16 protein-coding genes are annotated in these 24,817 nt (G+C 41.8%); 3 read left to right on the top strand and 13 right to left on the bottom strand.

Annotated features, from left to right (window positions below; translation table 11 throughout):
* Positions 1-310: 310 nt before the first annotated feature.
* Complete coding sequence (locus tag H8796_RS17930; RefSeq protein ID WP_117933741.1) at positions 311-1,426, bottom strand: tetratricopeptide repeat protein; 1,116 nt, start codon at positions 1,424-1,426, stop codon at positions 311-313.
* 255 nt (positions 1,427-1,681) lie between these two features.
* Here H8796_RS17930 and H8796_RS17925 point away from each other — a divergent pair, with 255 nt between their 5' ends.
* Positions 1,682-2,302 carry an HAD family phosphatase gene (locus H8796_RS17925; protein ID WP_117933739.1) on the top strand — a complete coding sequence of 207 codons (621 nt, stop codon included), beginning with the start codon at positions 1,682-1,684 and terminating at the stop codon, positions 2,300-2,302.
* A gap of 87 nt (positions 2,303-2,389) precedes the next feature.
* Here H8796_RS17925 and H8796_RS17920 read toward each other — a convergent pair whose 3' ends face one another.
* A complete protein-coding gene (locus H8796_RS17920; RefSeq protein ID WP_117933737.1) occupies positions 2,390-3,301 on the bottom strand; it encodes a hypothetical protein in 912 nt (303 codons plus the stop codon).
* A gap of 215 nt (positions 3,302-3,516) precedes the next feature.
* Here H8796_RS17920 and H8796_RS17915 point away from each other — a divergent pair, with 215 nt between their 5' ends.
* Positions 3,517-4,326 carry an SDR family oxidoreductase gene (locus H8796_RS17915; RefSeq protein WP_117933735.1) on the top strand — a complete coding sequence of 270 codons (810 nt, stop codon included), beginning with the start codon at positions 3,517-3,519 and terminating at the stop codon, positions 4,324-4,326.
* A gap of 83 nt (positions 4,327-4,409) precedes the next feature.
* Here the strand turns inward: H8796_RS17915 and H8796_RS17910 are convergent, their stop codons facing one another.
* From H8796_RS17910 to H8796_RS17900, 3 genes are read right to left on the bottom strand one after another with little or no spacing between them, the layout of a single operon-like run.
* Positions 4,410-5,138: a DUF6064 family protein gene (locus H8796_RS17910; RefSeq protein WP_117933733.1), complete on the bottom strand. Its 729-nt coding sequence runs from the start codon at positions 5,136-5,138 to the stop codon at positions 4,410-4,412.
* Between the two features lie 11 nt (positions 5,139-5,149).
* A complete protein-coding gene (locus tag H8796_RS17905) occupies positions 5,150-5,635 on the bottom strand; it encodes a threonine/serine exporter family protein (RefSeq protein WP_117933731.1) in 486 nt (161 codons plus the stop codon).
* 1 nt (position 5,636) lies between these two features.
* Complete coding sequence (locus tag H8796_RS17900; RefSeq protein WP_117933729.1) at positions 5,637-6,404, bottom strand: threonine/serine exporter family protein; 768 nt, start codon at positions 6,402-6,404, stop codon at positions 5,637-5,639.
* Between the two features lie 77 nt (positions 6,405-6,481).
* On the opposite strand from H8796_RS17900, the gene H8796_RS17895 reads away from it, so the two are divergent.
* A complete protein-coding gene (locus H8796_RS17895; RefSeq protein WP_117933866.1) occupies positions 6,482-7,738 on the top strand; it encodes an MFS transporter in 1,257 nt (418 codons plus the stop codon).
* Between the two features lie 107 nt (positions 7,739-7,845).
* On the opposite strand, the gene H8796_RS17890 is transcribed toward H8796_RS17895, so the two are convergent.
* From H8796_RS17890 to H8796_RS17855, 8 genes are all read right to left on the bottom strand, one after another.
* Positions 7,846-8,097 carry a hypothetical protein gene (locus tag H8796_RS17890; protein WP_117933727.1) on the bottom strand — a complete coding sequence of 84 codons (252 nt, stop codon included), beginning with the start codon at positions 8,095-8,097 and terminating at the stop codon, positions 7,846-7,848.
* Between the two features lie 82 nt (positions 8,098-8,179).
* Complete coding sequence (locus tag H8796_RS17885; RefSeq protein WP_187343846.1) at positions 8,180-8,731, bottom strand: RNA polymerase sigma factor; 552 nt, start codon at positions 8,729-8,731, stop codon at positions 8,180-8,182.
* A gap of 176 nt (positions 8,732-8,907) precedes the next feature.
* Entirely contained in the window at positions 8,908-12,024 is a 3,117-nt protein-coding gene (locus tag H8796_RS17880; protein ID WP_117933862.1) for a DUF6298 domain-containing protein, read from the bottom strand.
* Positions 12,025-12,054: 30 nt separating this feature from the next.
* Positions 12,055-13,737, bottom strand: a complete 1,683-nt coding sequence (locus H8796_RS17875) for a polysaccharide lyase (RefSeq protein ID WP_117933725.1) — start codon at positions 13,735-13,737, stop codon at positions 12,055-12,057.
* Between the two features lie 57 nt (positions 13,738-13,794).
* The gene (locus H8796_RS17870; protein ID WP_117933723.1) at positions 13,795-18,225 is read right to left on the bottom strand and encodes a two-component regulator propeller domain-containing protein; all 4,431 of its coding nucleotides are present in this window, start codon (positions 18,223-18,225) and stop codon (positions 13,795-13,797) included.
* Positions 18,226-18,316: 91 nt separating this feature from the next.
* The gene (locus H8796_RS17865; protein ID WP_117933861.1) at positions 18,317-20,971 is read right to left on the bottom strand and encodes a glycoside hydrolase family 2 protein; all 2,655 of its coding nucleotides are present in this window, start codon (positions 20,969-20,971) and stop codon (positions 18,317-18,319) included.
* Positions 20,972-21,040: 69 nt separating this feature from the next.
* The gene (locus H8796_RS17860) at positions 21,041-23,356 is read right to left on the bottom strand and encodes a DUF5703 domain-containing protein (RefSeq protein ID WP_370449175.1); all 2,316 of its coding nucleotides are present in this window, start codon (positions 23,354-23,356) and stop codon (positions 21,041-21,043) included.
* Positions 23,357-23,378: 22 nt separating this feature from the next.
* The gene (locus H8796_RS17855) at positions 23,379-24,812 is read right to left on the bottom strand and encodes a sialate O-acetylesterase (RefSeq protein ID WP_117933721.1); all 1,434 of its coding nucleotides are present in this window, start codon (positions 24,810-24,812) and stop codon (positions 23,379-23,381) included.
* Positions 24,813-24,817 lie beyond the last annotated feature (5 nt).

Below are 24,817 nucleotides of genomic sequence, written 5' to 3'. Positions count from 1 at the left end.
ACAATGTATCAACTATGAAAAAACTATTGGGATATTAGGAAAAACAAGTGCCACTCTTGTTTTTTGCTATTTAATTTCGTATCTTTAATGATTTTCATTCTTCTAAAGACAGATAATCATATTACAGAATGACAAATATCACCTTATAAAGTGACATTTGTCACCCTATAGGATGACCATCGTCCCGTTATAACGGGACAACTACCCGACTGCATAAAAGATTACTAATTTCTGTACTAAAAACCATTAATCTCTGCAACGAAAATCCTTAAATGTAGTAAGGAGATAATGAATCATTACCAGATAATAATTAATTTCTTGCACAAAATGAAAGATCCCCCAATGATTTCACAATATCTTCCAGTGACTCTTTAGAATTTGCCAACATCAGTTTCTCCGTTTTTATTCTGGAGATTCTCCGGGTCAGCGTCTCTGTAGTCAGTTTCATTAAATCAGCAAAACAAGCAGGTTGGACTCCCTCCCGCAGAAAAGCACATACCCTTAAATCCTCTTCTGTGAGCTTCGGACCTATTTCTTTCAATTTAGATACAAGTCCATAGACGTTTTCCTGAAGTCGCAGTAACTCTGTCCAGTCTTTCTCGGAGAAAGAAGGGATTTTAGAAGACAAAACATTCCGTTCTTTAAACTGTCGTACTTTTGAGACAATGGGGGAACTTTCATAGATATGTAGTTGAAGAGACTGATACTTCTCTTCGAGATGGTTACATTGCAAGATCAGCTTATCCGATTCAACATCTTTTTTCAGTATTTCTTCTTTGAAAAGATCCAATTGGGAAAGTGCGTGCCGATTTTTCTTCCAGAGTAGTCCAAGCAACAAAGACATCACACCGAACATTCCTAAAGCAGAAGAAAGAATTACTGAAGAATCGCTTTTACCGTCATTCAACATCAACTGACTGGCGTATGCCTTTCTCTCCATTTCCAGTGCTTCATCAAAGTTACCGTATTTCTGATAATAAAGACTACATCGTTTGCAGATTTTTGCCAGATGATCGTATTCCTCTGTTTCTTTGGCAAGTTTGATTGCCTCCTTAAAGTGGATTTCTGCCTCCTCTTGCTGTTCCAGATCACTTTCTACACAGGCAAGATAATAATATGCTTTTGATTTTTGATATTCATTGCCATTCTTCTCATAATAAGATGCCGCCTGCCTGATCTGCTTATCAGAAGAATGAGGAATACTTTTGTCCTCGTTGAGTTGGGTACACAATAAATTATATTCTGCCAGTTGAGCTTCATTCATTTGACTTGTCTGAATAGTCTCAAGAATAATAGATGCCGTATCCGGGTCCTGTGCCATGAGTTGTGCGGCTTTGTCTAACCCTTGCTTCACACTCGTTCCTTCCGGATGACATGCAGCCAATGAAAGGAGCATCATATACAATAAAATTCGAAGGTTATTCATAACTCTATTTTTGTCTTTACAAAGGATTGATTGGATTTGCAAATATAAAAAATAATCGGTATTTACCCTTCCCTAAGTCATACAAAAAGTATAGTGACGCTATCCTCTCCTTATAGCTACGCTATCCGGGTGTGATAGTGACACTATTTGGCAAGGATAGCGTCACTATGTTTTTTTGACAAATATCAAGCCGTTGTGCACTGCTAATTAAGAAGATAAGCCGTATCTTTGTAGCAAACAAAAAAATTATATATCATGATTAAAAACATTGTATTTGATTTTGGAGGGGTGATTGTAGATATTGATCGCGATAAAGCGGTTCAGGCATTTATCAAACTGGGACTGGCAGATGCCGACACCCGTCTGGATAAATATCACCAGACCGGCATCTTTCAAGAACTGGAAGAAGGTAAGCTAAGTGCGGATGAGTTTCGGAAACAACTGGAGAATTTATGTGGCCGTTCATTGACGATGGAGGAAACCAAACAGGCATGGCTGGGCTTTTTCAATGAAGTGAATCTAAATAAACTCGATTATATATTAGAATTGAGAAAATCATATCATGTGTATATTTTAAGTAATACTAATCCTTTCGTTATGTCATGGGCATGCAGCCCTGATTTCTCGTCAAGGAAAAAGCCGTTGAATGATTACTGTGATAAACTATATCTGTCTTATCAGGTCGGTCACACAAAACCTGCACCGGAAATATTCGATTATATGGTGAATGATTGCAATATCATTCCTTCTGAAACTTTATTTGTAGATGACGGCGCCTCGAATATCCAAATCGGCAAAGAACTGGGATTTGAAACTTTCCAGCCGAAGAATGGTGAAGATTGGCGGGAGAAAATGACTGCTATTTTAGAGAAATAACCTTATTGGTTACTAATTTTTTATAGTGTATATATGATAGTATCATAATGGCGTGCTACTATCATATATACTGATTTTCTCTCTATTTTATTTCAGGTAGAGAATTTTTTCGCCAAAATCAAATATAACATTAAATTTTTCGAAAAACTTCAATCCTAAAACACCCACCGTAGTAAACTTGGGAAGTTGTGGGGTTATTGCTATAGTTACATCATAAAAAGGCACATCAGCCATATAGCATTTTTTTGCTAGAAATCCCTTCACTGGTATCTTTCTTCCCTGATTATCATTTCCTTGCCGAAGTTCTATATTAGAATTATTGATAAATTCTTTATAGGCAGGGTGTTGTTCCAAAAGAAATAGAAATGAAGCGTTTCCCAGGTCTAATAGAAAATCTCCCTCGAGAGAGTAATAATATTTAGAATTGGAAGCTACTTTTAATTCAGAATCGATTGCATACATATTTCCATATCCATCATTCCTCATTGGGTATTTCTTATATTTACTTTTTTTCAGTTCCAATTCTTGTCGGGTTAGTGGCATCATGTATTTAGATGAAATATTTAGTTCCATAATCTTACTATTAGCATCGTTTAGATCTCCAAACAGATGAATGGGATACATAATATCTATCTTTTTAGAAGCCATATTAGCAATGACAGTTTTGCCTTTATAAAATAGACCATTTACAAAAATTGTATCATTGGTTATATGTGTACATTTATACTTGTTTCCCGCTAAATTCAAAGTTGCTTTTGATTCAACCAATGAAATGTTTAAGTCGTCTAAATGAGTAAACACAAAGGTGCTATCCAAAACCAAGACAGGGACGCCGGATTCTATCATTCCCCTCATCGGAAGTTTATTTTGCAAGATAAGATTAGCATACAAATGCCTACTCTTTCCCATTTTAACGATGATTTTACGATCTACAGATTGCGCTGAAAGAAATCCAGAAACCATAATCAAACAGAGTGTAAAAATGCATTTCTTCATCATCTAAAATTTTAGTTTGTGTATTTATTAGATTTAAACATATACAAAAGAAGTAATAAAAAAGGGGATACTGTAGTCATACGCTCTTTATCTGAATTGTTTTTAACTACGTTTAACATCGTATGCCTCCACTTTTTTATTGCTTCTAGACAGGAATTGCATGTTATGAAACTAAACATTCAGATATTCTCTTTATATTTGCTAGAAATACAAGATATATGCAACCACAAGTTATACTTATCACCGGAGCATCTTCCGGGTTTGGAAAGATTACTGCTCAAATGTTATCAGCACAAGGACACATCGTTTATGGGACAAGTCGGAAACTTTCCGAAGACATGAATGAGGTGAAAATGCTGGTTGTCGATGTTACCAATTCACCTTCTATCCGTCAAGCTATTGATAGGATTCTATCGGAACAGGGACGGATTGACGTACTGATTAATAATGCCGGGATGGGTATTGGCGGTGCATTGGAACTTGCTACGGAAAAGGAAGTAAACATACAGATGAATACCAATTTCTTTGGTGTAGTGAATATGTGCCGGGAAGTATTGCCTGTCATGCGTAAAAACCGAAAAGGGAAGATCATCAATATCAGCTCTATTGGTGGCGTAATGGGCATCCCTTATCAGGGATTTTATTCTGCTTCCAAATTTGCGGTGGAAGGATATAGCGAAGCATTGGCTTTAGAGGTCCATCCGTTCAATATAAAGGTTTGCGTGGTAGAACCGGGAGACTTCAACACCGGATTTACTGATAATCGGAATATCTCCGAACAGACAAGACTGGATACCGATTATGGAGAAAGCTTCCGGAAATCATTGGAGATCATAGAAAAAGAGGAACGTAATGGGTGCCATCCACGGAAGTTGGCTGCTGCAATCTGTAAAATAGTGGAGCGTACAAATCCTCCTTTCCGAACGAAAGTAGGTCCCTGGATACAGGTGTTGTTTGCAAAGAGTAAAAAGTGGTTGCCTGATGCGGTGATGCAGTATGCTCTGCGGATATTCTACGCAATTAAGTAAATGTGATATAATGCAAAAAGTCTTTCATAGCCATTAAAGCTAGAAAGACTTTTTTGATTTGAATATCTTCTATGTGTTCCGGATCAATTCTTCGGAACTAATTCTAAAAACATGGTAGTAGTCAGCAACACAGCCAGTCCGACGCAAACGCTTATCAATAGCCAATTGATATATTTGGCTTTCGGCTTGGTGTCGGCATGCAGATTGTTCAGAAAATATTCTCTGAAGAAAAGATACAATCCGGGAATTGTGGCACTTGCCAACAGGAAATCTTCCGGAATCTGGAAGAAATAAGTTTTGGATAATCCGATCAATGACCAGTGGCAAAGGAACAATACCAGAAACATATTGACCTTTTGCGCAAACAGCAGTAATAATCCGATGGTAAACACAACTACTGAACAAGGCATTACCGGAGAAGTCATTTCCGGAAACGAGAGTCCGCGTGCCAGTGAAACCAGAGGATATATAAAAGGCATTGCCAACAGGACGTAAGACAATAGATCATATTTGTGGGTACGTTCGAAAGTCGTATATCCTGTGATTGCATCCCATAGCCAAATGACAGCCATAACGCCCCAGAACATTGCCATCACCCCATTATAACTGCGCTCTTCACAATAGATATAATAGTAGACCACAGAAATCCATGTATAAAGACCTATCATATAGACCTTCATTGTCATTTTCACCCACGGGCGTGGTTTGCCGATAAGCAATCCGGTCAATGCAATACCAATCAGAATGATAACTATCTGTAAAAGCCAGGTAGCTGAATTATAATATGCAATTGTTCTCCAAAAAATCTCCATAAAAGTAGTTTTTAATGTCTTGTTAATGAAAAGGCTCTATGTGGGAACAGGAACATCGGGAAAGTAGCTCCTACCGCCAACATGAAAATCACTGTACTTGCTACCAGAGTATTAGAGAAGAACATGGACATGAACTTGTCCAGCTTATCCGGATCATTCACATTTTGCAGACACATGATAAGTGAAAATACCATGTTGTATGCAAACTTACCCGGAATCATGGGAAGCAATGCCGGAATGTAAAGTACCGTCATCGGACAATATACTTTTTTACCCAACCATAAACTACCGAAGCCGATGACCAATCCGGCAAACAAAGAACCTGTGGCAATATCCACACCTAAATAAGTCATTAAACAAAAACGACAAGCGTGTCCCAATGCTGCCAGTATGGCAATCATCTTGAATGCCCGCAAAGGAGGATCGGAAATCGCACCAAATCCTATACCTGCTACTGCTGCAAAAAATCCATCAGTAAGAATGTCAAGTGCTATCATATCAAATTAAACTGTTTTTTACCATTAATAATGTGAAGGAAAGTCCGATCGCGATGCTGACAATCAACAAAGATGCTTCTGTCAGACGGGCAAATCCTGTTAATACGTATCCTTCTACTACATCAATCACGCCATTAATCAAAGGAACACCGGGCACGAGATAAAGTACGCTGGTTGCCATTGCAATCTCCGAGGTCGTATCGAAAATCAGCGCAGTGGAAGCACACAGGGAAGCAACAAAAGCCGAGACGATAAATACAACGTAATGGTTTATCTTCTTCATCTGCATTTGTTGTTTCAGGTAGAATCCTGTAATTGTAGCCGAGAACACAATTCCCATAGAAATTAAATCACCACCGAACAATTTACAGAAAGAAGCATTGGCAAACCCTACTAATAATAAAACGAAAAGAGGATGTATCCGCGGAGCAGAAATAATCTTCTTATATTTATCTTTCAATTCTTCCAATGACAAATGATTGTCTACTGCTTCCCAACTCAATGCGCTTAATTCTGAATTATGTTCAAAACTGATCGGGTGTGCAGGAATGTCTATAACCTCATTACAAGCCTCGTTTGTGTCTTTGTCTATAATGGTCAGAATGATATTTTTATGAAACACGCTTAACTTGACATCTAGCCCGAAAGCCTCTCCGATACGCTTTGTATTACGTACTACCCGCGAGGTGTGTACTCCGGCTCCCATTAAATGGGCTGAATATTCTGCTATAAATTTACCTACCGATAATAAAGATTCGCCTGTCTTCATGAATATGATATTTTTTAATCGGGCGCAAAAGTACAAAAAAAATGGATACCTTTGCCGCGATTAAAAATAAAAAATGCATGAATAACCAATTTACGCATCCCAAAGAGAGAATACGTTTTGCCATATTGACTTTTTTCTTCGCTCAAGGACTTTGTATGTCAAGTTGGGCTAGTCGAATCCCTGATTTCAAAGATGTTTTTGCTGCAAATTATGCTTTTTATTGGGGACTGATCTTATTTATGATTCCTGTAGGCAAATTTGTGGCGATACCTTTGGCGGGCTACCTTGTTTCGAAGTTGGGAAGTCGGAGTATGGTACAGGTCAGTATTCTGGGATATGCTTTTTCCCTGCTCTGCATCGGACTGGCTCATGAAGTCTATCTGTTGGGCTTTTTACTATTTTGCTTTGGTGTGTTTTGGAATTTGTGCGATATATCATTCAATACACAAGGGATTGAGGTGGAACGCCTGTATGGTAAAACCATTATGGCAACTTTTCATGGAGGATGGAGCTTAGGAGCATGTGCCGGGGCACTTATCGGTTTTGTGATGATTCTGGCAGGAGTCTCCCCTATCTGGCATTATACACTTATATTCATAATCATCTTTATAATAGTGCTTTCCGGACGGAACTATTTGCAGGAGAGCGCACCGCAGGAAGTGGAGGTTTCTGAAACGAAGGAAAGAAATACGGCCAAAGCTCCCAATGGATTCCGGTTATTGTTTCAAAAACCGGAAATATTGCTTTTGCAGTTAGGACTTGTCGGGCTGTTTGCACTGATTGTAGAAAGTGCGATGTTCGATTGGAGCGCCGTTTATTTCGAATCAGTCGTCCACGTACCTAAATCGTTGCAGATCGGCTTTCTTGTGTTTATGATTATGATGGCAACAGGGCGTTTTTTAACTAACTACGCTTATCAGCTTTGGGGAAAGAAGAAAGTTCTGCAATTGGCAGGTAGCTTTATTTGTATCGGCTTTTTTGTTTCTGCCTTATTAGGAGGTATTTTTGAATCTATGGCTATGAAAGTCATCATCAATTCATTGGGTTTTATGTTGGTCGGTTTGGGAATATCTTGTATTGTACCTACTTTGTATAGCTTTGTTGGAGCCAAATCGAAAACACCGGTCAGCATTGCACTTACCATTCTGTCAAGTATCAGTTTTATAGGTTCACTGGTTGCTCCTCTTCTTATCGGTGCCATTTCACAGGCGTTCGACATCCGTATCGCTTATATGATTATTGGCATATTGGGTGGATGCATTGTGCTAATTGTCAGCTTCAGCAGTGCTTTCAATATTCAGAAATCCGCCGAGAAGCCCGGACAAGACCAATAAAAAACACAGTCTTTCACAGTGTTTAAAGCTAAACCTCCTGTGAAAGACTGCGTCAATCTTTTAATGCCTTAACTAACCTAACTACTTTATCTAACTATCTAACCTATCTACAAAATACCCGAAAAATCTTTTATACTACTAATAATCCTATCTTCTAATTCGTTATTTTCAACTATGGAGAAGTCACAGGCTACATTTGCCGGAGCCAGTAATACAGCTTTAGCTTCTTCTGCATCTGCCATCTCTTCCGGGTGCTCTCTGAAATAAGTTTCCCATTGGGAAGCTGATTGCGGAGTTACACCCAGCACATAGTTGATAAAATCATCATCCGTCAAAAAATCCTTTACCTTTGAGCACATATCGCATCCTTTTTAAGCGTTTACATAAATAGGACGACGTTATCCTGTATATGTACTCAACCAGTTTATCTTTTTACTAAAATTAACTTGCCAGAGTACGCAACTTTGTCAATCCGCGGTGCATCAAGTTGCGTACAGACTGATAATTCATGTTCATAATCTCGCAAATATCCTCGTATTTCTTTTCTTCTATATAATATAAGGTAAGCGCTTCACGCTGGCGGGGAGATAATTGATCCAGCAGACGTCTAACCAATGAAAATTCATTCTTGCGCTGCTCTTCTTCCATATAATCATCTTCTACATCTGTAGGAGTAGCCACGCTAACTTCCTCTACTGCCGTATCAGACATATACATGCGTTTGCGAAGTTCATCACAAAGTTTATTTTTTAATGAGATGAATAAGTATGATCTCAAATTATCAATGGTGCCTAATTCATCTTTCTTTGTATAGAGTTTCACGAAGATGTCATGAATACAATCTTTCAGCAACTCTCTATCAATGGTCAACTTCAATCCGTAATTAAAAAGGACGTTGATGTGCAAATTATACAGCTGTGAAAAAGCTGCCATGTTTCCCGCTTGAAAAGAAGCGAGTAAAGTTTCGGTTGAATGATTAGTCTGTTCCATCATAGCATTAATTCGATTGATTTGATGTTGCAAAACTAAGCAGTATCGACCGCAACCTTGGGTAAAATCTGGTTTGTGGATTGAAAAAACAAGTATCATGTTTTATAACACTCTTTTACTAGAATTTACCTATAAAAACCAAAAATCCCGCTGAAGACTCTTCAACGGGATTTTCTGTTTTATAGCTTATGGAACCAGTAAATGCCTTCTTTCTTATCAGGCACCTTTAGGTTGTATAATCCATTTATTTTCAATGATTTATTTATCGTTTCAATCTTTCCGGAAGCAGGGTGAATGTACTTTAATGCATACTTCCCGGACGATAATTGAACAGGAATTTCTGTTCCGGACTTGGAATAAATGATACTTCCAATATCAGATTTTACCATTTTCTTGTACTCATCCGTATTCGTTTCTTCCACTTCCATGGCTGCTGCATCCTTCAGGAATGCCTTATCTGTGCATGGAATTACAGGACATGAACCACCAGCCATGAATACAGCCCATCCCATAGCCGGATAATTCTGTGCGTAGAACGTCACTGCCTTCTGGGGAAATTTCTGTCGATACTCATTGACAGCTTTATATGCTTCATTGAAAGTGACCTTTCCTACTTTCATCTTACGCATGTGCTGACGCGGTGCCATATTCTTTCCACCTTCCGGCGCAAAGATCCCATCCGTCTTATAATGCCAGTAACGGATATCAATGATATCTACTATGGCAGCGCGTTTGGGGTCTGCAAGGATAGCATCCTGCACATCTTTCGTGGTACTTAATGCCACTTTTGCTTTCTTTCCGGTTTCAGTTTCCCATTCGGCTATCACATCCAACCAGAACTGTACGAAGTGCAACGGTCCTGTAAATTCAGCACTTGTCAACTGAATTACATTCGAATTGTCTGCGAAGTTATTCAGGCATTGACGTATATATTGCCTGTGCAGTTCACGACGAACAGGATGGCTGACGTCATAGAACATATCTGCTACAAAGATTCGTTTGTCACCGGCAAATGGAGCAGGTTCAGGAAATCCGGTCTGATTGATGTTATTGCTGCTTCTCCACGGAGAATCTACCCAATGTGCACCGGCTTCCAGAATATTGTGCTGGAAATAGTTCTCATGAAACAAAAGCAGCCCGTCTTTATTTCCCTTCTCCGCAAACTCTTTTAAGCGACTCCAGTACCATGCATTGGGACGTTTCAAATCATATTTGCTCAATCCTTCCCACGCTGTTTCCTGACCGCTGCGTCCGAATGACTGTTCATAGAAAGGTCCCCAAACATCACCATCCCGACGGCGAATCCGTTCGTGGTCATCGCGACGGCGGTCATACCAAAGACCATAGTTCTGATCGAAAACAAGTATGTTTTTCTGTTTCATAAAATTGATAACAGAATCAATGCGGTCTGTCAATCCCAGTCCCTCGCGTCCCGGAACAAAGCGGGTAATGGCCGGACTTGCCTTTTTCAGATAATTGGTTTTAAGCTTTCCATTCCACCAAGGGGTGGTATGACTGTTTCCAACCAATAAAATACCATCCATTTGGATACGTCCGTTAGTGATAGTTACTTCCGGTTGAGTGGGTGATTGGGTAGTAGAAGAATTTGCGGCTAATGATACCCCCCTTTTCTCTTTAATGTCATCAACTGATTTCACTCCGGCTGACTCCACCGAAGGAGCAAATTTATGATCGCCTATCCAATGTTCCAACGTTAATCGTGGATGATAAGCCTCTTTAGCCAGTTCCATAGCCACTTCAACTGTAGGACTACTGGTTGCACTTGTATTTCTAGGCAAGATACGTGCACGTTCTGCACATTCTTTATTCAATCGTTCTTCCAATTGGGCATAAAAGATACTGCGAGGTTGTACGTGATTGTTGGATTGTTCCCATTCACCGTCACCGGAGAACTGCGCCCAACAGCCGTATGCACGGTTCATCGCATCCTTTGCCGGAGCATAACATTCGATTTCTGCTGCAGTACATTGCCAGAACAAGCTATTTGCCGTATTCCAACCGGCTCCACTTTTATCTTGTCCCAAATTCTTGAAAGTCAGGTTATGACCGTCGATATTTACTACATCGAACAACAGTCCACATGCCCAGGCATCAATAGAGCCGCTGAATCCTAAAGATTCGTATGAATCACATTGTACAAAAGCGTTGGGACCGGCTGCACAATATCCGGCAGCAAAGTCATGAATACCTCGTTCCGAGTAGCAACGTTGAAATAAAGTTTGTTGTCCCAGTGTGTGGAAAGTGCAACGACGCATTCCTCCGATTTCTGAAACAGGTTCTCTTGAGATACAGTCTTCGACAGTGATTTTGGAACCTGTACGCTGAACAATCACGGCACTTCCTGCAAAATGTTTGAAATTGAGTTGTCTTACCCAACAGTTTTCCGCATTCTCAATGGAAATACCTGTCCAGCAATGATCTTCATCTTTAGGATAACGCTTGTCATAATCAGAGATCAGTGTCATATTCTCTACTCCACAATCGTAGATACGTCCGTTCCATTGATAAGTCAATAGAGAAGAAGCACCATATTTAGCATCCAGAGCTACGGTCAGCGGAGCATCCAATGTTATCTGGTTGCCATTTACTTCACTGACTGTTCTGTCCCAGGTCAGATCCATATCCCCTTCTTTCCATCCTAACGCACTGATACCTCCTCCAAAGATGTCACAACCCAAAGAGGCAATCCACTCCTTGCCGGAAGGACGGGCAACCATTACACGATCTCCTTTTTTCAGAGAAATGCCTGAAGCCACTTCCAATGTTCGTGTGTTTACCGGAACATAGTTTGAAAGTACCTGCAAAGTGTCTTGTACATTCAAGTCGTCTATTCCTTCCATATAAATAAGGGCACCTCTGTCTACGCCTTTCTTCAGCAGTATTGTTTTTTCTTTATTCGTTCCCCGCAATACAATTCCGGAGGTGGAGATACGAATACTGCCGGACAGGGCAAACTCTCCCTGATCGAGTAAAACCGCTCCACGAAAACCGGAAGCATCGGGAGACAGCGAGGCTACATAATCAATGGCACGTTGAATACGTGCAGTGTTATCTCCTGCTTTCCAGGGGACAAACACAACATTACGGACAGAAGGAATATCCTGTTCGGAGGATTTATATCCGCATGTAGAAAAATCGAGAATACGGTTTCCCCGATCATCATTCAGGTAAGTGATTTGGTCATTCTTAACCTGTAAAGCAAAGGTTTGCGCATAACTTTGCACAAACCCAATACTTAATAATCCCAGAAGGATAGTTCTTACTTGTATATTCAATCCAATCATCTTTAATCTTTTTTCATCTGCTTATAACAGACTTTTCCGTTTAGACAATGTATCGTAATTGTTCTTCAAATCTGTCCAGTCCACTTTCTTTTTAGTGTCTATACCATTGATGTATTTTTCAATATTGGTATATCCGTCACCATTGCAGTCCATAGTTGCGTCGGTCGGGTCATTCGGATTCAGACCGTTAGCTATTTCCCAGGCATCCGGCATACCGTCGCCGTCCGAGTCCACTACTGCTTCTCCTTTATATTCGGGAAGTCCGCCTACCTGACGAATGTCTGTAATGATGCCCTGCTTATAAGAATCAGCCGGTAACCGTCTTTTCACATAAGGAGAGACAAACTCCAGTGCATCTTTCACATAAATGGCTTTTCCTGTTTGCACGGTCTTTATAACACGGGCATCCACAGCGTCCCGTTTGGGGAAAGTGGCTCCTACATTATCCAATACAAAGGTATAAGCTTTTTTGGTATCCATCACAGTAACCGGAGGCATTTTGAAAGCTTCATCCGATTTAATTAATGGTAAAAACTTTGCGGCATCCACATCTTCTTTCAGTTGTACGCCTCCGTCCCAGTTATCTTTTGTGACCTTGGCATTGCCATGAATAATATTCCCGTTTACATAAGCCTTTCCGAATGAGAGAGGTTTGCTTTTGTCACGTCCTGCTTCCGGTTTGAGAATACGATAAGAGATTGGCTTGCCTAGCGGAGTGATGGGGCCGGGTTTGAAGTAGTTGTTTATCATATTGTAGAAACTGTTGTGGTCACCTCCGTCTACAGAACGATTCCACCAGTTGAAGACAACATTATTGACGAAGTTAAAATCACCGTCCATACCCACCGAACTGTTCCGACTGATGTTGGAAGCAAAGAGATTCCGGCAGAACATACTGTTGTGACCACCGATGGTTGCGCCGAAAGCATGGTTGTATGTATCCAGTGCTTCGGAGAAAATAGAATTTTGAATGGTAATGTTTACTGTCGGAAGTTTCAGACCGTGTCCGTCTGCCCCTCTGTTATATACATGACGGTAGATAGACATATTTTCATCCAATCCCCAACTGGCAGAGCAATGGTCTACCATGATATTTCCTACTGCATTCCCTCCTACCGCATCATCACGGAAAGCTACGTCCTGCGCACCACGACGGAAGCGCATGTGACGAATCACGACATCGTGTGTATCGATCAGGAAAGATTGTCCGGTGATACAGATACCATCTCCGGGAGCTGTTTGTCCGGCAATGGTTACATAAGGAGCACGTACACTAATCGGGCTTTTCAGACGAATCACTCCCGAAACATTAAACACAATGATACGTGCACCTCCTGTTTCACAGGCTTCGCGGAATGTTCCGGGACCGGAATCTTCCAAAGAAGTGACAACAATCACTTTTCCTCCACGTCCACCGGGAGTGTACATACCTCCGCCTTCCGCACCGGGGAAGGCCGGGATATTGCTCTTTATCAAATCTTCGGGTTTGGAGGCCCATGGCTTATAAGGGCGGCCTTTCTTTGCTTCTTCTAAAACTGTCGGCAAAGCTTTTTCCCATGCCGCGTCGGATTTCCGTTCGAACTCCGCTTCTTGTTTTGCTCCTCTTTCTTTTACCGAGTCCGGAATTACAGGATACTGGGCTGCCACAGGTAGTACACAGGCAACCAGCATCCACGCTGATAATACTTTCTTAATGTTATTCATTCTTTCGAATCTTAATAGGTTTCTAAAAGGACGATTAAGAAAGCATTTTGTAATCGGTTATCTCTCTCCTTTCCGCCATTCATTCATATATTCGCGAGGGGTTTGATTATATTTCTTCCGGAAACACTTGCTGTAATATCCTGAATCCTTGAATCCGACAGCAAAAGCAATTTCAGAAACACTTAAATCCGTATTCTTAATCAACTCGATGGATTTATTCAAACGGATCTCTTTTACCAAATCTACAGGAGCCAGACCGGTAAGACTCTTTAGTTTCTTGAAGAATGCCGAACGACTTAATCCGATACCGGATGCTATGGTGTCAATATTAAAATCACTGTCGTCCATATTTTCTTCAATGACCTGATGTATCTTTTCAAGGAACTGCACGTCTTTCTTTACCAGATATTGTTCGTAGCTGTCTTCTTCGGTCGTTGTCTGGTTTTCCATTTGCTGGCGGATTCGTTCACGGAACAATTTCCGTTCGGCAAGCAGCTGGTCAATACGTGCCAACAGATATTCCTTACTGAAAGGTTTGGTGATGTAGGCATTTGCTCCTAAAGTAATAGCTTTGGTCTTGGCGCCCTCATCATTCTTTGCAGTCAGGATAATAACAGGAATATGGCTGATCTGGAAATCTTTGCGAATAGATTGCAACATTTCAAGGCCGTCCATTTCAGGCATCATCTGATCGGTCACTACGATATCGGGATGATACAGGTGCACTTTCTTCAAACCTTCTACTCCGTTATTGGCAATGTGGATATTGAACTTGTCTTCCAACTGAAGCTTTATCAACTGACAAAGGTCTTTGTTGTCTTCCACCAACAAAAGAGTTGGCAATGAAGCATCAATTTCCGGTTCTTCTTCCGTATCTTCTTCAGATATGGCATTGGCAACAGGTTCCTGTTCTACAGAAACAGGAACTGTTTCCGTACCTCCCACATAAAAGTCAACTTCCGACGGGCGATAATGCTCCTTATCCATCAGGAGTTCTACAATAAATACTGCTCCCTGTCCTTCAGGACTTTCAGCACGAATCAGTCCGTGATGAAGATTGACTATCTCCTTTGAAAGTGCCAATCCGATACCTGTACCCTGATAATAGGAGTTTTTCGCATTCTCTCCTTGTGAGAAACGCTCAAAAATCTCGGTCAGTTTGTTTTGTGGAATACCGACTCCGTTATCTTCCACCCGCACATAACAACGTTTTCCGTCGTCTGTCAATCCGGTAGTTATATAAATGCTTCCACCGGAATGAGTGAATTTGAATGCATTGGATATGATATTGCGGATCACAATGCTCATTTTCTCCTTGTCCGCCCATACCATAATCGGTTCATCCGGTAATTGGAAAGTGAAACTGATTTCATTTTCTTCGGAAAGCACGCGGAATTCTTTCTGGAAAGAGGCTATCATTTCATTAAAATCAATCAACGACACATGCAAACGCATTTTCCCGTTTTGAATCTTCCGGAAATCAAGTATCTGATTCACTAATTGCAGCATCTGATTGGTGTTCTTCTCCATCAAATCCACATATTGCAATCCTTTCGGAGACAGCTTTTCACGTTCCCTTAATTCTTGTATCGGGCCTTTTATCAATGTCAAAGGAGTGCGCAATTCATGGGAAATATTGGTAAAGAACTTGATTTTCATCTCTGAAACCTTTTGTTCGATATAAATATCATTCTTCATTTTAATCATGAAGAAAGCCAGACGCAAACTAAAATAGAGGGCTGCCAGACCCAATATCACGTAAATAAGAGTTGCCCACCAGCTCAACCACCAGGGCGGAAGAATGGTGACGGCCAGCGTGCAGTTGGAAACAAGTTCCGGATTGGCTTCATCCATTGTTTCTACACGGAAAGTATAGTCTCCGGGAGGCACATTGGTGTAAGAAGCGATGCGATTCTTTCCGCTATAATGCCACTCTTTTTCATAACCTTCAAGTATGTAACGGTATGACACCCGGTTCTGATTATAGAAATTCAATGCCGCAAATTCAATCGTGAACATGGATTGATTGTAGTTCAGCCGGATTGCTTTGGCGTATGTGATGGATTCTTTTAGGATCGGACATTCGCGGAAACTACGCAGATCGCGATTGGATACTTTGAAATCAACGATACGTGTATCGTAGTTCGTATGCAGTGTTTCCAATTTGTCAGGAGAGAATGCCAGGATTCCCTGACGGGTACCAATCCATAAGTCTCCATTCAATGTCCGGAGTGCACTACCCTCTTCTAACTCCACATTTAGGAAACCGTCGTATTTATCATAGTTGCGGAACTGCTCGGTAGCTTTATTGAAACAAGACAAACCGATTTCCGTTGTAAACCATAAGTTGCCGTTTTTGTCTTCTACAATAGACTTGACTACGTCGTTATTCATACCTTCACGGATACCATAGGACTTGAAAATCGGTTCATGCTTTTCCTTATCATAGCGAACTAATTTATTCAAACCGCCTCCAAACACACTTACCCAGATTTGCGAATCGGTGTCTTTGTAGAGTACATAAATATCGTTATCCGCTACGTTCGAATTTTCACTAACCTGGCGGTACGTTTCAAACTGAATCTGTTCGGGAGTGGTAAAATGTCCGTCGAAAGACATCAAACCATCCATGGTTCCTACCCAGATACGCCCGTCTTCATCTTCCGTCATGGTACGCACTTCCATATAAAGACCATAGGCAGGATATTGTTTCAATCCGTTGTATTTATGTATGAAGGTGATAGCTCCGTTCTCTTCGGAAATCAAATTTAGTCCTCCTCCTAATAATCCCACCCAGATGCGTCCCTGGCTATCCTGATAGGTAAAATATACGTCATTGTTACTGATAGAATTTGGATTCTTGGGATCATTGATATAACGGGTAAAACGCAATCCGTGAGGAGAATTCATATCCGGTTCGGCTTTGACAAGCCCATTTCCTTTAGTAGAAAACCAAAGATTACCGTCTTTGTCTTCCATAATATGATATACGGCTCCCAGCAGATAATTCTTATCCGAGAAGATTTGTTTCACCTGTCCGTTGCGATCCAGACGGTACAAAGCTTGCCACCGGGTTCCTACCCAGATGTCTCCATTTTGCGCCTGAAAGAGAGCACGTATCCCCTGATTCCAGGAAGTCGATTTCTCGGATACTAGCGGAGAGGGGGAAACTTCTGTCAATAGTTGGAATTGTTTCTTGGGGAAGTTAAGTCGGTATACCCCGCTACTCGTAGATGCTAACCAGAGGATTCCATCTTTATCCAACAGAAGATGGAAGAAAAGCTGGTTGGGAAGATCATCGGAGAAAGGCTTCAATTGATTGATACGGGTCATTTCCAGCTTTTCCCTGTCGAATAGAAGAATTTCTCCTCCCGGAGTCATAAAGAACATACCTTGTTCGCCGGCATCCTGCATTTCAAAATTGCCAATGGCATTCTGATTGGGGAATGTAAAGCGGTGGTGGCTTCTGTTCAGAGGATCATAATAGGTCAATGCCTGGTTCCCTTCCTGAAACCAGATCTTATCATATTTATCATAGAATATAACCCCGTTGTCTTTTTGAGGGATGGTAAAGGGGAGCTTGGTCAACTGCTTGTAGCCGATATTGTACTCGTATGCACCTTCATTGGTGGTGATGTACATCAGGCCGGATTCCGTTACCAATAGATTAGAAATCGGTTGTTTGATTTCCGGTATCTCATAACGGTTGACGACTCCATTTTGCGGATCAATGCTATAAATATGACCTTTCTTGTCGCCCAACCATAAGAATTTGGAATTATAGGAAGCACAAGTAAACTGATCCGGATTGGCAGATACCTTTTTCTGTATAAAGTCGGCAGGCTTATCTTTCAGAGCTGCCCCTTTCCGGAGGGACAGAATCTGATAGTCCATGCCAATCCAGTTGATAAATTCTGCAGTTTCGCAGAAGATGTTATGCTTTAGACGCATATCGTACACGTTCACGTTGGGACGCGAATCGTGCAGCTGTTTCATCGTTATTTTACCTTCCTTGTCGGTATATGCACGCAAAAGACTTTTATCTTTTGTCAATAACAGTACATCTCCGTCTTCAGTTGTCTGAATCTTGATAATCTGGATGTTCTCTGAATATTCTTTCACATCATCATAGACAGCATGGAAACTCTCATGCCTTTTATCGAACAGGTAGAGTTTACGGTCGATGGTCTTAATCCACAGAAAACCATTTTTATCTTCCACGATACGCTGAATCTTACGTGGTGGAATGTCTGTGGAATAAAAACCGTCGTGATTATCATAGGAACGGAATTTACTCCCGTCAAAACTACATAGTCCATACCACGTTCCGAACCAGATAAACCCATCTTGTCCTTTTAAAGTGCAGTTGACAATATTATTGGGCAAACCACGTTCAGCCGTGTAGTGTTCTACAATCATATTCGGATAGGCAAAAGCATAAATGCCTATCATGGATAGTAATAGTATTAGGGTATTCCGTTTTCTCATTGATGGCTATAATTGGAATTAAATGTACTCAAAGATAGTCTTTTTTTTTGAATAGTGCTCTAAATCATTGTTTTCAATATCTTTTATTGTGCTATTTTTCCGTTCCAAATTCAGTTTGCTGGCGTTCCACCTCATCCAACACCTTTTGGCGTTCTTCTTCTGTCAGTTGTACTTTTCCTTCAGATGATTCTTTAAAGGAAGTTGCTTCCGGAACGGACGATGCAGTTCTGCGTTCTGCGTAAGTTTGTTCCTCATAGCAGAAAGGAAGTTCTGCCGGAATGCTTTCCAGCTCTATTTCAGTTGCTGTTGGAGCTTGAGTTCCCTCAAACTGTACACGAGCTTTCACTTTAATCTTTCCTGCTTTCCGGGTGGAGCGAATCAACACGGGAGCAGAACCAAATTCCACTGCACGGGGATTGGCGCCGATAGTAGCATCTCCGATGATTTCTCCTTCACCTTCTATGGTGAAAACAATGTTCTCTTTTGCCAGACGGCGTACATTTCCACTATCATCGGTTACTTCGGCAACAACAACGATAAAGTCGGAGCCGTCAGCTACCAGGTTCACTTTTTGAGTATCTACATAGAGGCGTAGTTTGGTGGAACGTCGGGAAGGCATTTTCTTTTGCGTGCATACCACTTTTCCGTTGATGATTCCTTCGGCCACCATATTTACTTTTTGCCAGTTTTTTTGAGTATAGCTATATCCGCGTGCTTCCCAAAAATCCCAGACATTTTCAAATACAACCGGTGCATTCGGCATGTGTCCTTTGGCATGGACTACCGGTTTCGTCCAGTTTTTCGTTCCATCATAAATAGAAAGACGTACAGAATCACAGTTGGTGAATATAACTACATCTTTATCGGAGAACTGCGACATTTCATGAGCAATGAATATCATCGGGCCACATGCTGCCAATGGATGCTGAAGACTGGCAGACGACTGGCTACGGAACATTTCGTATGCATATTTCTTCTGACGGAAAGCATCGTAGATGCCACCCCAGTAAGGATCAGGATGATAACCGCGCTGATGGTCGAACGGATGCCATTGCGCACCACCGATAAATAAACCGGTAGTACGATACATCTCATCATAACTCTTTGCCAGGGAAAGTGCCTGCACCAATAACGGGCGTTCTCCCCAACTACGGCTGGCACGGTTGTTATTATTGTGGGCATACCAGTCATCCACATTCTCTCCAAATTCACGGGTGAAGATACATTGTTCCGGTCTGTCTTCTTTTTCGTCATCACCCGGCCAGCCATAAACAACATCGTAGTGTTCTTTCACTCCTGCAGAATGAACATCGGCAGCAGCTACCGGACGTCCCGGATAAGGATATTCCTCTTTGGTAATTTCAAGAGCCTTTAAAGCAAAATCAAGTGGATAACGAGTTTCATTCAATATGGGTTCCCACATCAATACGGAAGGATGATTACGGTCGCGACGAATCATTTCACGGGTATTTTGATGAACCAACTCACCGAATTTCGGATCTTTGTTCCAGTACTGCCATCCCGGAGTAGCGACAATCACAAACAGGCCGAGTTCATCGCAAGCATCCATAAAGGCAGGATCTTGCGGATAATGTGCTACACGGATAATGGTGCATCCGGCATCACGCAGACGTTTGGCATCACGCCATTGCTGTGAGTTCGGTAAAGCATTGCCTACATAGGCAAAATCCTGATGGCGATTGGCTCCTACCAGTTGGCCGAAAGGTTTTCCATTCAGCCAAAAACCGTCTTTACCACGAAATTCTGCCAGGCGAATACCGACACGGGTAATGCCGCCATCCATAGATTTATTTCCTTTTTTAATACGGGATTGTACTCTATATAAATAAGGTGTATCCGGTGACCAGAGTTTTGGATTCTTCACTTCCATCTGTTGCTGGATGGATTTCTTCTCTCCAGGCTTTAAAGACAGCTTTCCTGAACAGCGTTTGATTACTTTTCCGTCAGCATCTGTCAAAGTCGTTTCTACAGTGACCGATTCGGAACGCACATCCTCATTCTGAATTTCCGTATTTACATATACTTGTGCACTCTTTTCACTGATCTTATCAAAATGCACGAATACACCTCCACCGCCAACGGTTTGTGAATCAATAGCATCGGTGATAGCTACCGGAGATTTGGCAATCATCCATACATCACGATAGATGCCGCCATGATAGGCGAAGTCTAGTGTATATTGGCGTTTTCCGGGGGGATAGGATTTGTCATCACTGTTGTCTGTGAAAACAGCAAGCAGGCAGGAGTCTCCGGCTTGTACGCCATTGGCTGTTAAATCCAGAGTGAAAGGCAGATAACCTCCCAAATGTTCCTGGATGCGTTTGCCATTCAGATAAAGAATCTGTTTACCCATGGCTGCTTCAAAATGAAGAACAACCCGTTGACCTTTTGTTTCGGCAGGGAGAACAAAATGTTTACGATACCAGGCTGGCCCCTGATAATTACGGCATCCACTTCCTTCGGCAGGCATCAATTCTACAGTATGGGGAGTGGAAACTACTTTCCAGGAACGGTCATCAAAGTTTACTGCTTCTGCTCCCCGGACATCGCCTTTGAAAAAGAGCCATCCCGGATTGAAATTATAAACTTGTCGCCCACTACCGGGAAGCTGGATAAATCCGGCAACCGATGTTTCGGGACGGTAAGTTTCTGTCGCCTGTCCTTTTTCGATTCCTAAGAACAGTAACAGAAAAGTTGATAAGATGATAAACGGTCTTTTATTCATAGTTCTTTTATTTATTTCTTTAGTTAAACCCTGCATTGTGCTGGAATATGGTTTCTATTGGGTATTTGGTTATTTTTCAATCATTATAATGATATCTTTCTTTCTACTTTCAGGTAGAACTTTCAAGTTTGTTACTTTCCCGTCTTTCAGAGTAGCTTCTACTGTTGTTTCACTAGGAGCATGTAGTTTGAAATGTACATTCCATTCTTTCGGCCATGTGGGGAAAAGAAGTATTTGTTCTCCGTTTGTTTGCAATAACATTTCCTGAAGTCCTATCATGCCACTGCCTCCCCAATTATGGTCGGGTGTCCAGTCATAGCCCGGTCCCCAAAAAGCAGGGAAACGGTGCAGCCCGTTAGAGAGTTTGGCAAGGGATAACCTTTTCGCTTCTTGGGTCAGTCCCAGGCAAGCCGCCCAAATGTTGTCCTGTTTCCATCCGATATGCGAACGGAATTTGATGGCATCCGAATCATAAAAATAGGTATTGCGTGCTATGTCCAGATTCTCCTTTCCTACTCCATAAATGCGCCATGGAAATACCGGATAAAGTTGTGGCGTTTCGACATTGTTAATTCGTTCCCAACTCACGGCGGGCGAAATTGTTTGCTTCAAGGCCGGAGCAAGAGTAGGATTCAACGTATCTTTTATTTCTATGTACCGCAATGGAATCGGAGGGATTGTCTTTAGCATCTCTTCTTTCTTTCCATAAGTTTCCAATACTGTTTTTAGAGCAGCGATGGTGCTGCTGGCATTATTGGTCATTTTATATGTCTCACAGGCGGAACCTGGGAAAAGAATCAGATGTCCGTTGCCATCCAGCACCTTCCGTCCCCGACGGGAAGCAAGTTGCCGATAATGTTCGTCGAAGAATGTCAGTGAACTTTCAATCAAAGGTAAATAAGGGGTAATGTCAGCGTTCGCATAGTTCTTTGTTTCCAGTATCATCTGGCAGAATTCGAGAATCGTATCCCATTCATATTCCAGCCAGGCATTATATTCCAACCCTTTGTCGAACCAGTCCGGCCGTTTGAAACCGTATTCTGCGGGATTGGGCAGACCGAAATTTTCTATTTGTTCGCAGAAGCAAGCTCCGTCATGTTGCCAATATACACGACTCCTCCATTCTGCATTCTTCAACATACGGTTATAGAAATCAAACTGGGAAGGCATCATATCGAAGTCCCCGCTTTTCAGCATCGGCCAATAAATCAGGCGCTGATTCTGTGCTGTCATTGTGCCACCTCCCCATTTCCGGTAGTCGGGAGTAAAGGATTGTTTTTCGTCGATGTGACAAGGATCAAAAGTAAACAGTCCGCCATTGAATTTGGTTGGTACGCTACCGTAGGCATTACAACCCAGCATATAACGGAAAAGAGTGTAGTTTCTGGTTATTTCTTTTGCTTCTCCCTCCGCTTCAATGAAGCTGCGTTGCCAGAAAGCATTCCACCACGAACGGGTTTGCTTTTTATCCTGTATGACAATCTTCGATGAGATTTTGCCTTGCGGGGCTATTCTTTGCAAAGCAGTTTGCAGTCCCTGCTCCCACTGTTCTATTGTTTCTGTTTGGGCTGTATGCAATACAATACAGAAATGTTCTTTTCTGGACGCTTTGGAAGAACGGAATTTCCAGGCGCGGTAGTCTGTTCCGGCATACACGCCATCCGTGGTACCTGCAAATTCAAGGTTTTCTCCGAACAGAGTTCCTCCGAAAGTTAGATTTTTCAAGGGATTCATCATTTCGGATTTTACCTCGTCCATTCCCTGTTGAGCCACAACGGCATCAAAAACAGTCTGTTTGGGATTGCGATGGTAGAACAGGAGTTGATTGGCAGAATGATTGGTTTTGCCCAAAGAAATAAAGTCAGCCGCTGTCACAGAACCTTTCGGAGGAGCCCATTTGTAAGAACATTGTTGCCCCTCTCCTTTCCTGATAGGCCGTTCTTGATAGCGCCAATTCTCATAAAAAACTTCAGTTTGTAACGCTTGTGTATTGGTTACCTCCACGTGTATAACCGGATGAAAAACATCTACCCAGAATTGTATCTGCGTGTTTCCTGCTGCAACTTCTACATATCCGTCCTTCAGTTTCAACTCTTGACGAAAATCTTTCGTATCTTTAAAAGGATTGGGTGACAGACGGAGACGTATGCGTCCTTGTTTTAGCTGACAGTTGTTTTCATCGAATGTGCCGCTACGGCTCACATAGAACATAATGTCACCTTCTTCTACCCATATATTCATTCCGATATCTCCGCCACCACAGGGCATGGATTCCGATGAATTGCGGCTGGGGGTATTCCAAATGACATTGGCATGTTGGCCCCATAGAGCCGACACGCCAACAAATATGAATAAGAGAACAAAAACTCTACGCAAATGATTCATAATTTATAATTTCATTAGCAGTTTACCAATCATCCGAACGAAAAGATCCTAAAGGCAATCCGTCACCATATACATCTCCTTCCACATAGTTTTCAAAACAATATCGAACAGCTACCGGGTGCGGCACTTTATCGCTTTTCACCAGCATCTTACTACGTTCTATCCATGCTTTAGCCGGATAAAACACCTTGTCTTCGCCGGCTACCTGAAAGTTTTTCGACTCAAAACAGTTCTTGCCGCTAATCCACATATTTGCACGTTCGAAGCTAACGACTACTGTATCATTCTTTATTTCAATGCTCTTATAGTATGGACTTTCGCCATTCACGCCTTCCACCCCGTAAGTTTTAGTCAGGGCGAGAAGTGCCAAACGTTCTCCGGCAACTTGCTTTTTTGCCGGGTGGATTCCTTTTTCCATTCCTGCATCCAGTAATACGGCCATGCCACTGTTGGGGACACGGTGTTCTACTTTTGCCTGTGCTTCCCGAAGATAGGCGGAGTTTATCACTTCTTTACCTTTTTCTGTGATAATTCCATAATCATACGGAGCTATTTGGCAATAATAAAAAGGAAAATCTCCCTGTTTCCATTCAGCGCGCCAGCCGTTTATCAATGCAGTAAACATATCCGCATACGTGTGTGCCCGATTCCAGTTATCTTCGCCCTGATACCAAATCACTCCTTTCATCGTCATGCCGATAAGGGGATGTAACATACCGTTGTACAGTACGGTCGGAGTACGGTTCTTTGATTTTATATCGGCTTCCGATTGAGGAATTTTTGCGTCGGGAAAAGCTTTCAACCAGTCAGCGGTCATCCATGCTTCGCACGCCGATCCACCCCAGGCTGCAACTACCAATCCTACCGGAACCTCTATTATTTCATTGATTAATCTCCCGAAATAATAAGCCGTAGCACTGAAATCACGAACGCTGGCCGGATTTGCTTCTTTCCATGAACCGATAACATCGGTCTGCGGAGTCAATGTAGAAGTACGTTTTACGGTAAACAAGCGAATTTTCGGATTCTTGCTGTGAAGAATATCCATATTGGCATTCTCTACAGGCTGATTCTTGAATCCTTTCATTGGCATTTCCATGTTACTCTGTCCGGAACATAGCCATAATTCACCTATCAATATGTTATTCAGTGTTTTTTTACTTCCATCATCAAAGGTGACAGTGTAAGGACCTCCTGCTTTGGGAGTAGAAACCGAAAGTTTCCATGCCCCGTTCTTATCGGCAGCTGCCACGTATTGCTTTCCATTCCAGCTGGTAGTTATGGTCACTTTCTTGTTGGGAGTGGCAGTTCCCCAAAGATTCGCATTTGTCTGTTGCTGCATCACCATGCCATCAGAAAAAATAGCCGGCAGTTTTACTTCTGCCTGTATCGACAAGCTACCAAACAATAGAAAACCTGCTAATATCGTACTTGTTCTGAATCTTAAACTTCTCATTATCA

Origin of the sequence: Bacteroides sp. M10 (assembly GCF_014334015.1) — a bacterium.
GTDB lineage: Bacteria > Bacteroidota > Bacteroidia > Bacteroidales > Bacteroidaceae > Bacteroides > Bacteroides intestinigallinarum.
This window is presented reverse-complemented; position numbering and strand designations above follow the sequence as displayed.

Coding starts and splice junctions, on each gene's coding strand:
- H8796_RS17915 (WP_117933735.1), top strand. CDS start 3,517: ATGCAACCACAAGTTATACTTATCACCGGAGCATCTTCCGGGTTTGGA.
- H8796_RS17860 (WP_370449175.1), bottom strand. CDS start 23,356: ATGAATCATTTGCGTAGAGTTTTTGTTCTCTTATTCATATTTGTTGGC.
- H8796_RS17910 (WP_117933733.1), bottom strand. CDS start 5,138: ATGGAGATTTTTTGGAGAACAATTGCATATTATAATTCAGCTACCTGG.
- H8796_RS17925 (WP_117933739.1), top strand. CDS start 1,682: ATGATTAAAAACATTGTATTTGATTTTGGAGGGGTGATTGTAGATATT.
- H8796_RS17875 (WP_117933725.1), bottom strand. CDS start 13,737: ATGAATAACATTAAGAAAGTATTATCAGCGTGGATGCTGGTTGCCTGT.
- H8796_RS17905 (WP_117933731.1), bottom strand. CDS start 5,635: ATGATAGCACTTGACATTCTTACTGATGGATTTTTTGCAGCAGTAGCA.
- H8796_RS17890 (WP_117933727.1), bottom strand. CDS start 8,097: ATGTGCTCAAAGGTAAAGGATTTTTTGACGGATGATGATTTTATCAAC.
- H8796_RS17870 (WP_117933723.1), bottom strand. CDS start 18,225: ATGAGAAAACGGAATACCCTAATACTATTACTATCCATGATAGGCATT.
- H8796_RS17895 (WP_117933866.1), top strand. CDS start 6,482: ATGAATAACCAATTTACGCATCCCAAAGAGAGAATACGTTTTGCCATA.
- H8796_RS17900 (WP_117933729.1), bottom strand. CDS start 6,404: ATGAAGACAGGCGAATCTTTATTATCGGTAGGTAAATTTATAGCAGAA.
- H8796_RS17855 (WP_117933721.1), bottom strand. CDS start 24,812: ATGAGAAGTTTAAGATTCAGAACAAGTACGATATTAGCAGGTTTTCTA.
- H8796_RS17885 (WP_187343846.1), bottom strand. CDS start 8,731: ATGATGGAACAGACTAATCATTCAACCGAAACTTTACTCGCTTCTTTT.
- H8796_RS17865 (WP_117933861.1), bottom strand. CDS start 20,971: ATGAATAAAAGACCGTTTATCATCTTATCAACTTTTCTGTTACTGTTC.
- H8796_RS17920 (WP_117933737.1), bottom strand. CDS start 3,301: ATGATGAAGAAATGCATTTTTACACTCTGTTTGATTATGGTTTCTGGA.
- H8796_RS17930 (WP_117933741.1), bottom strand. CDS start 1,426: ATGAATAACCTTCGAATTTTATTGTATATGATGCTCCTTTCATTGGCT.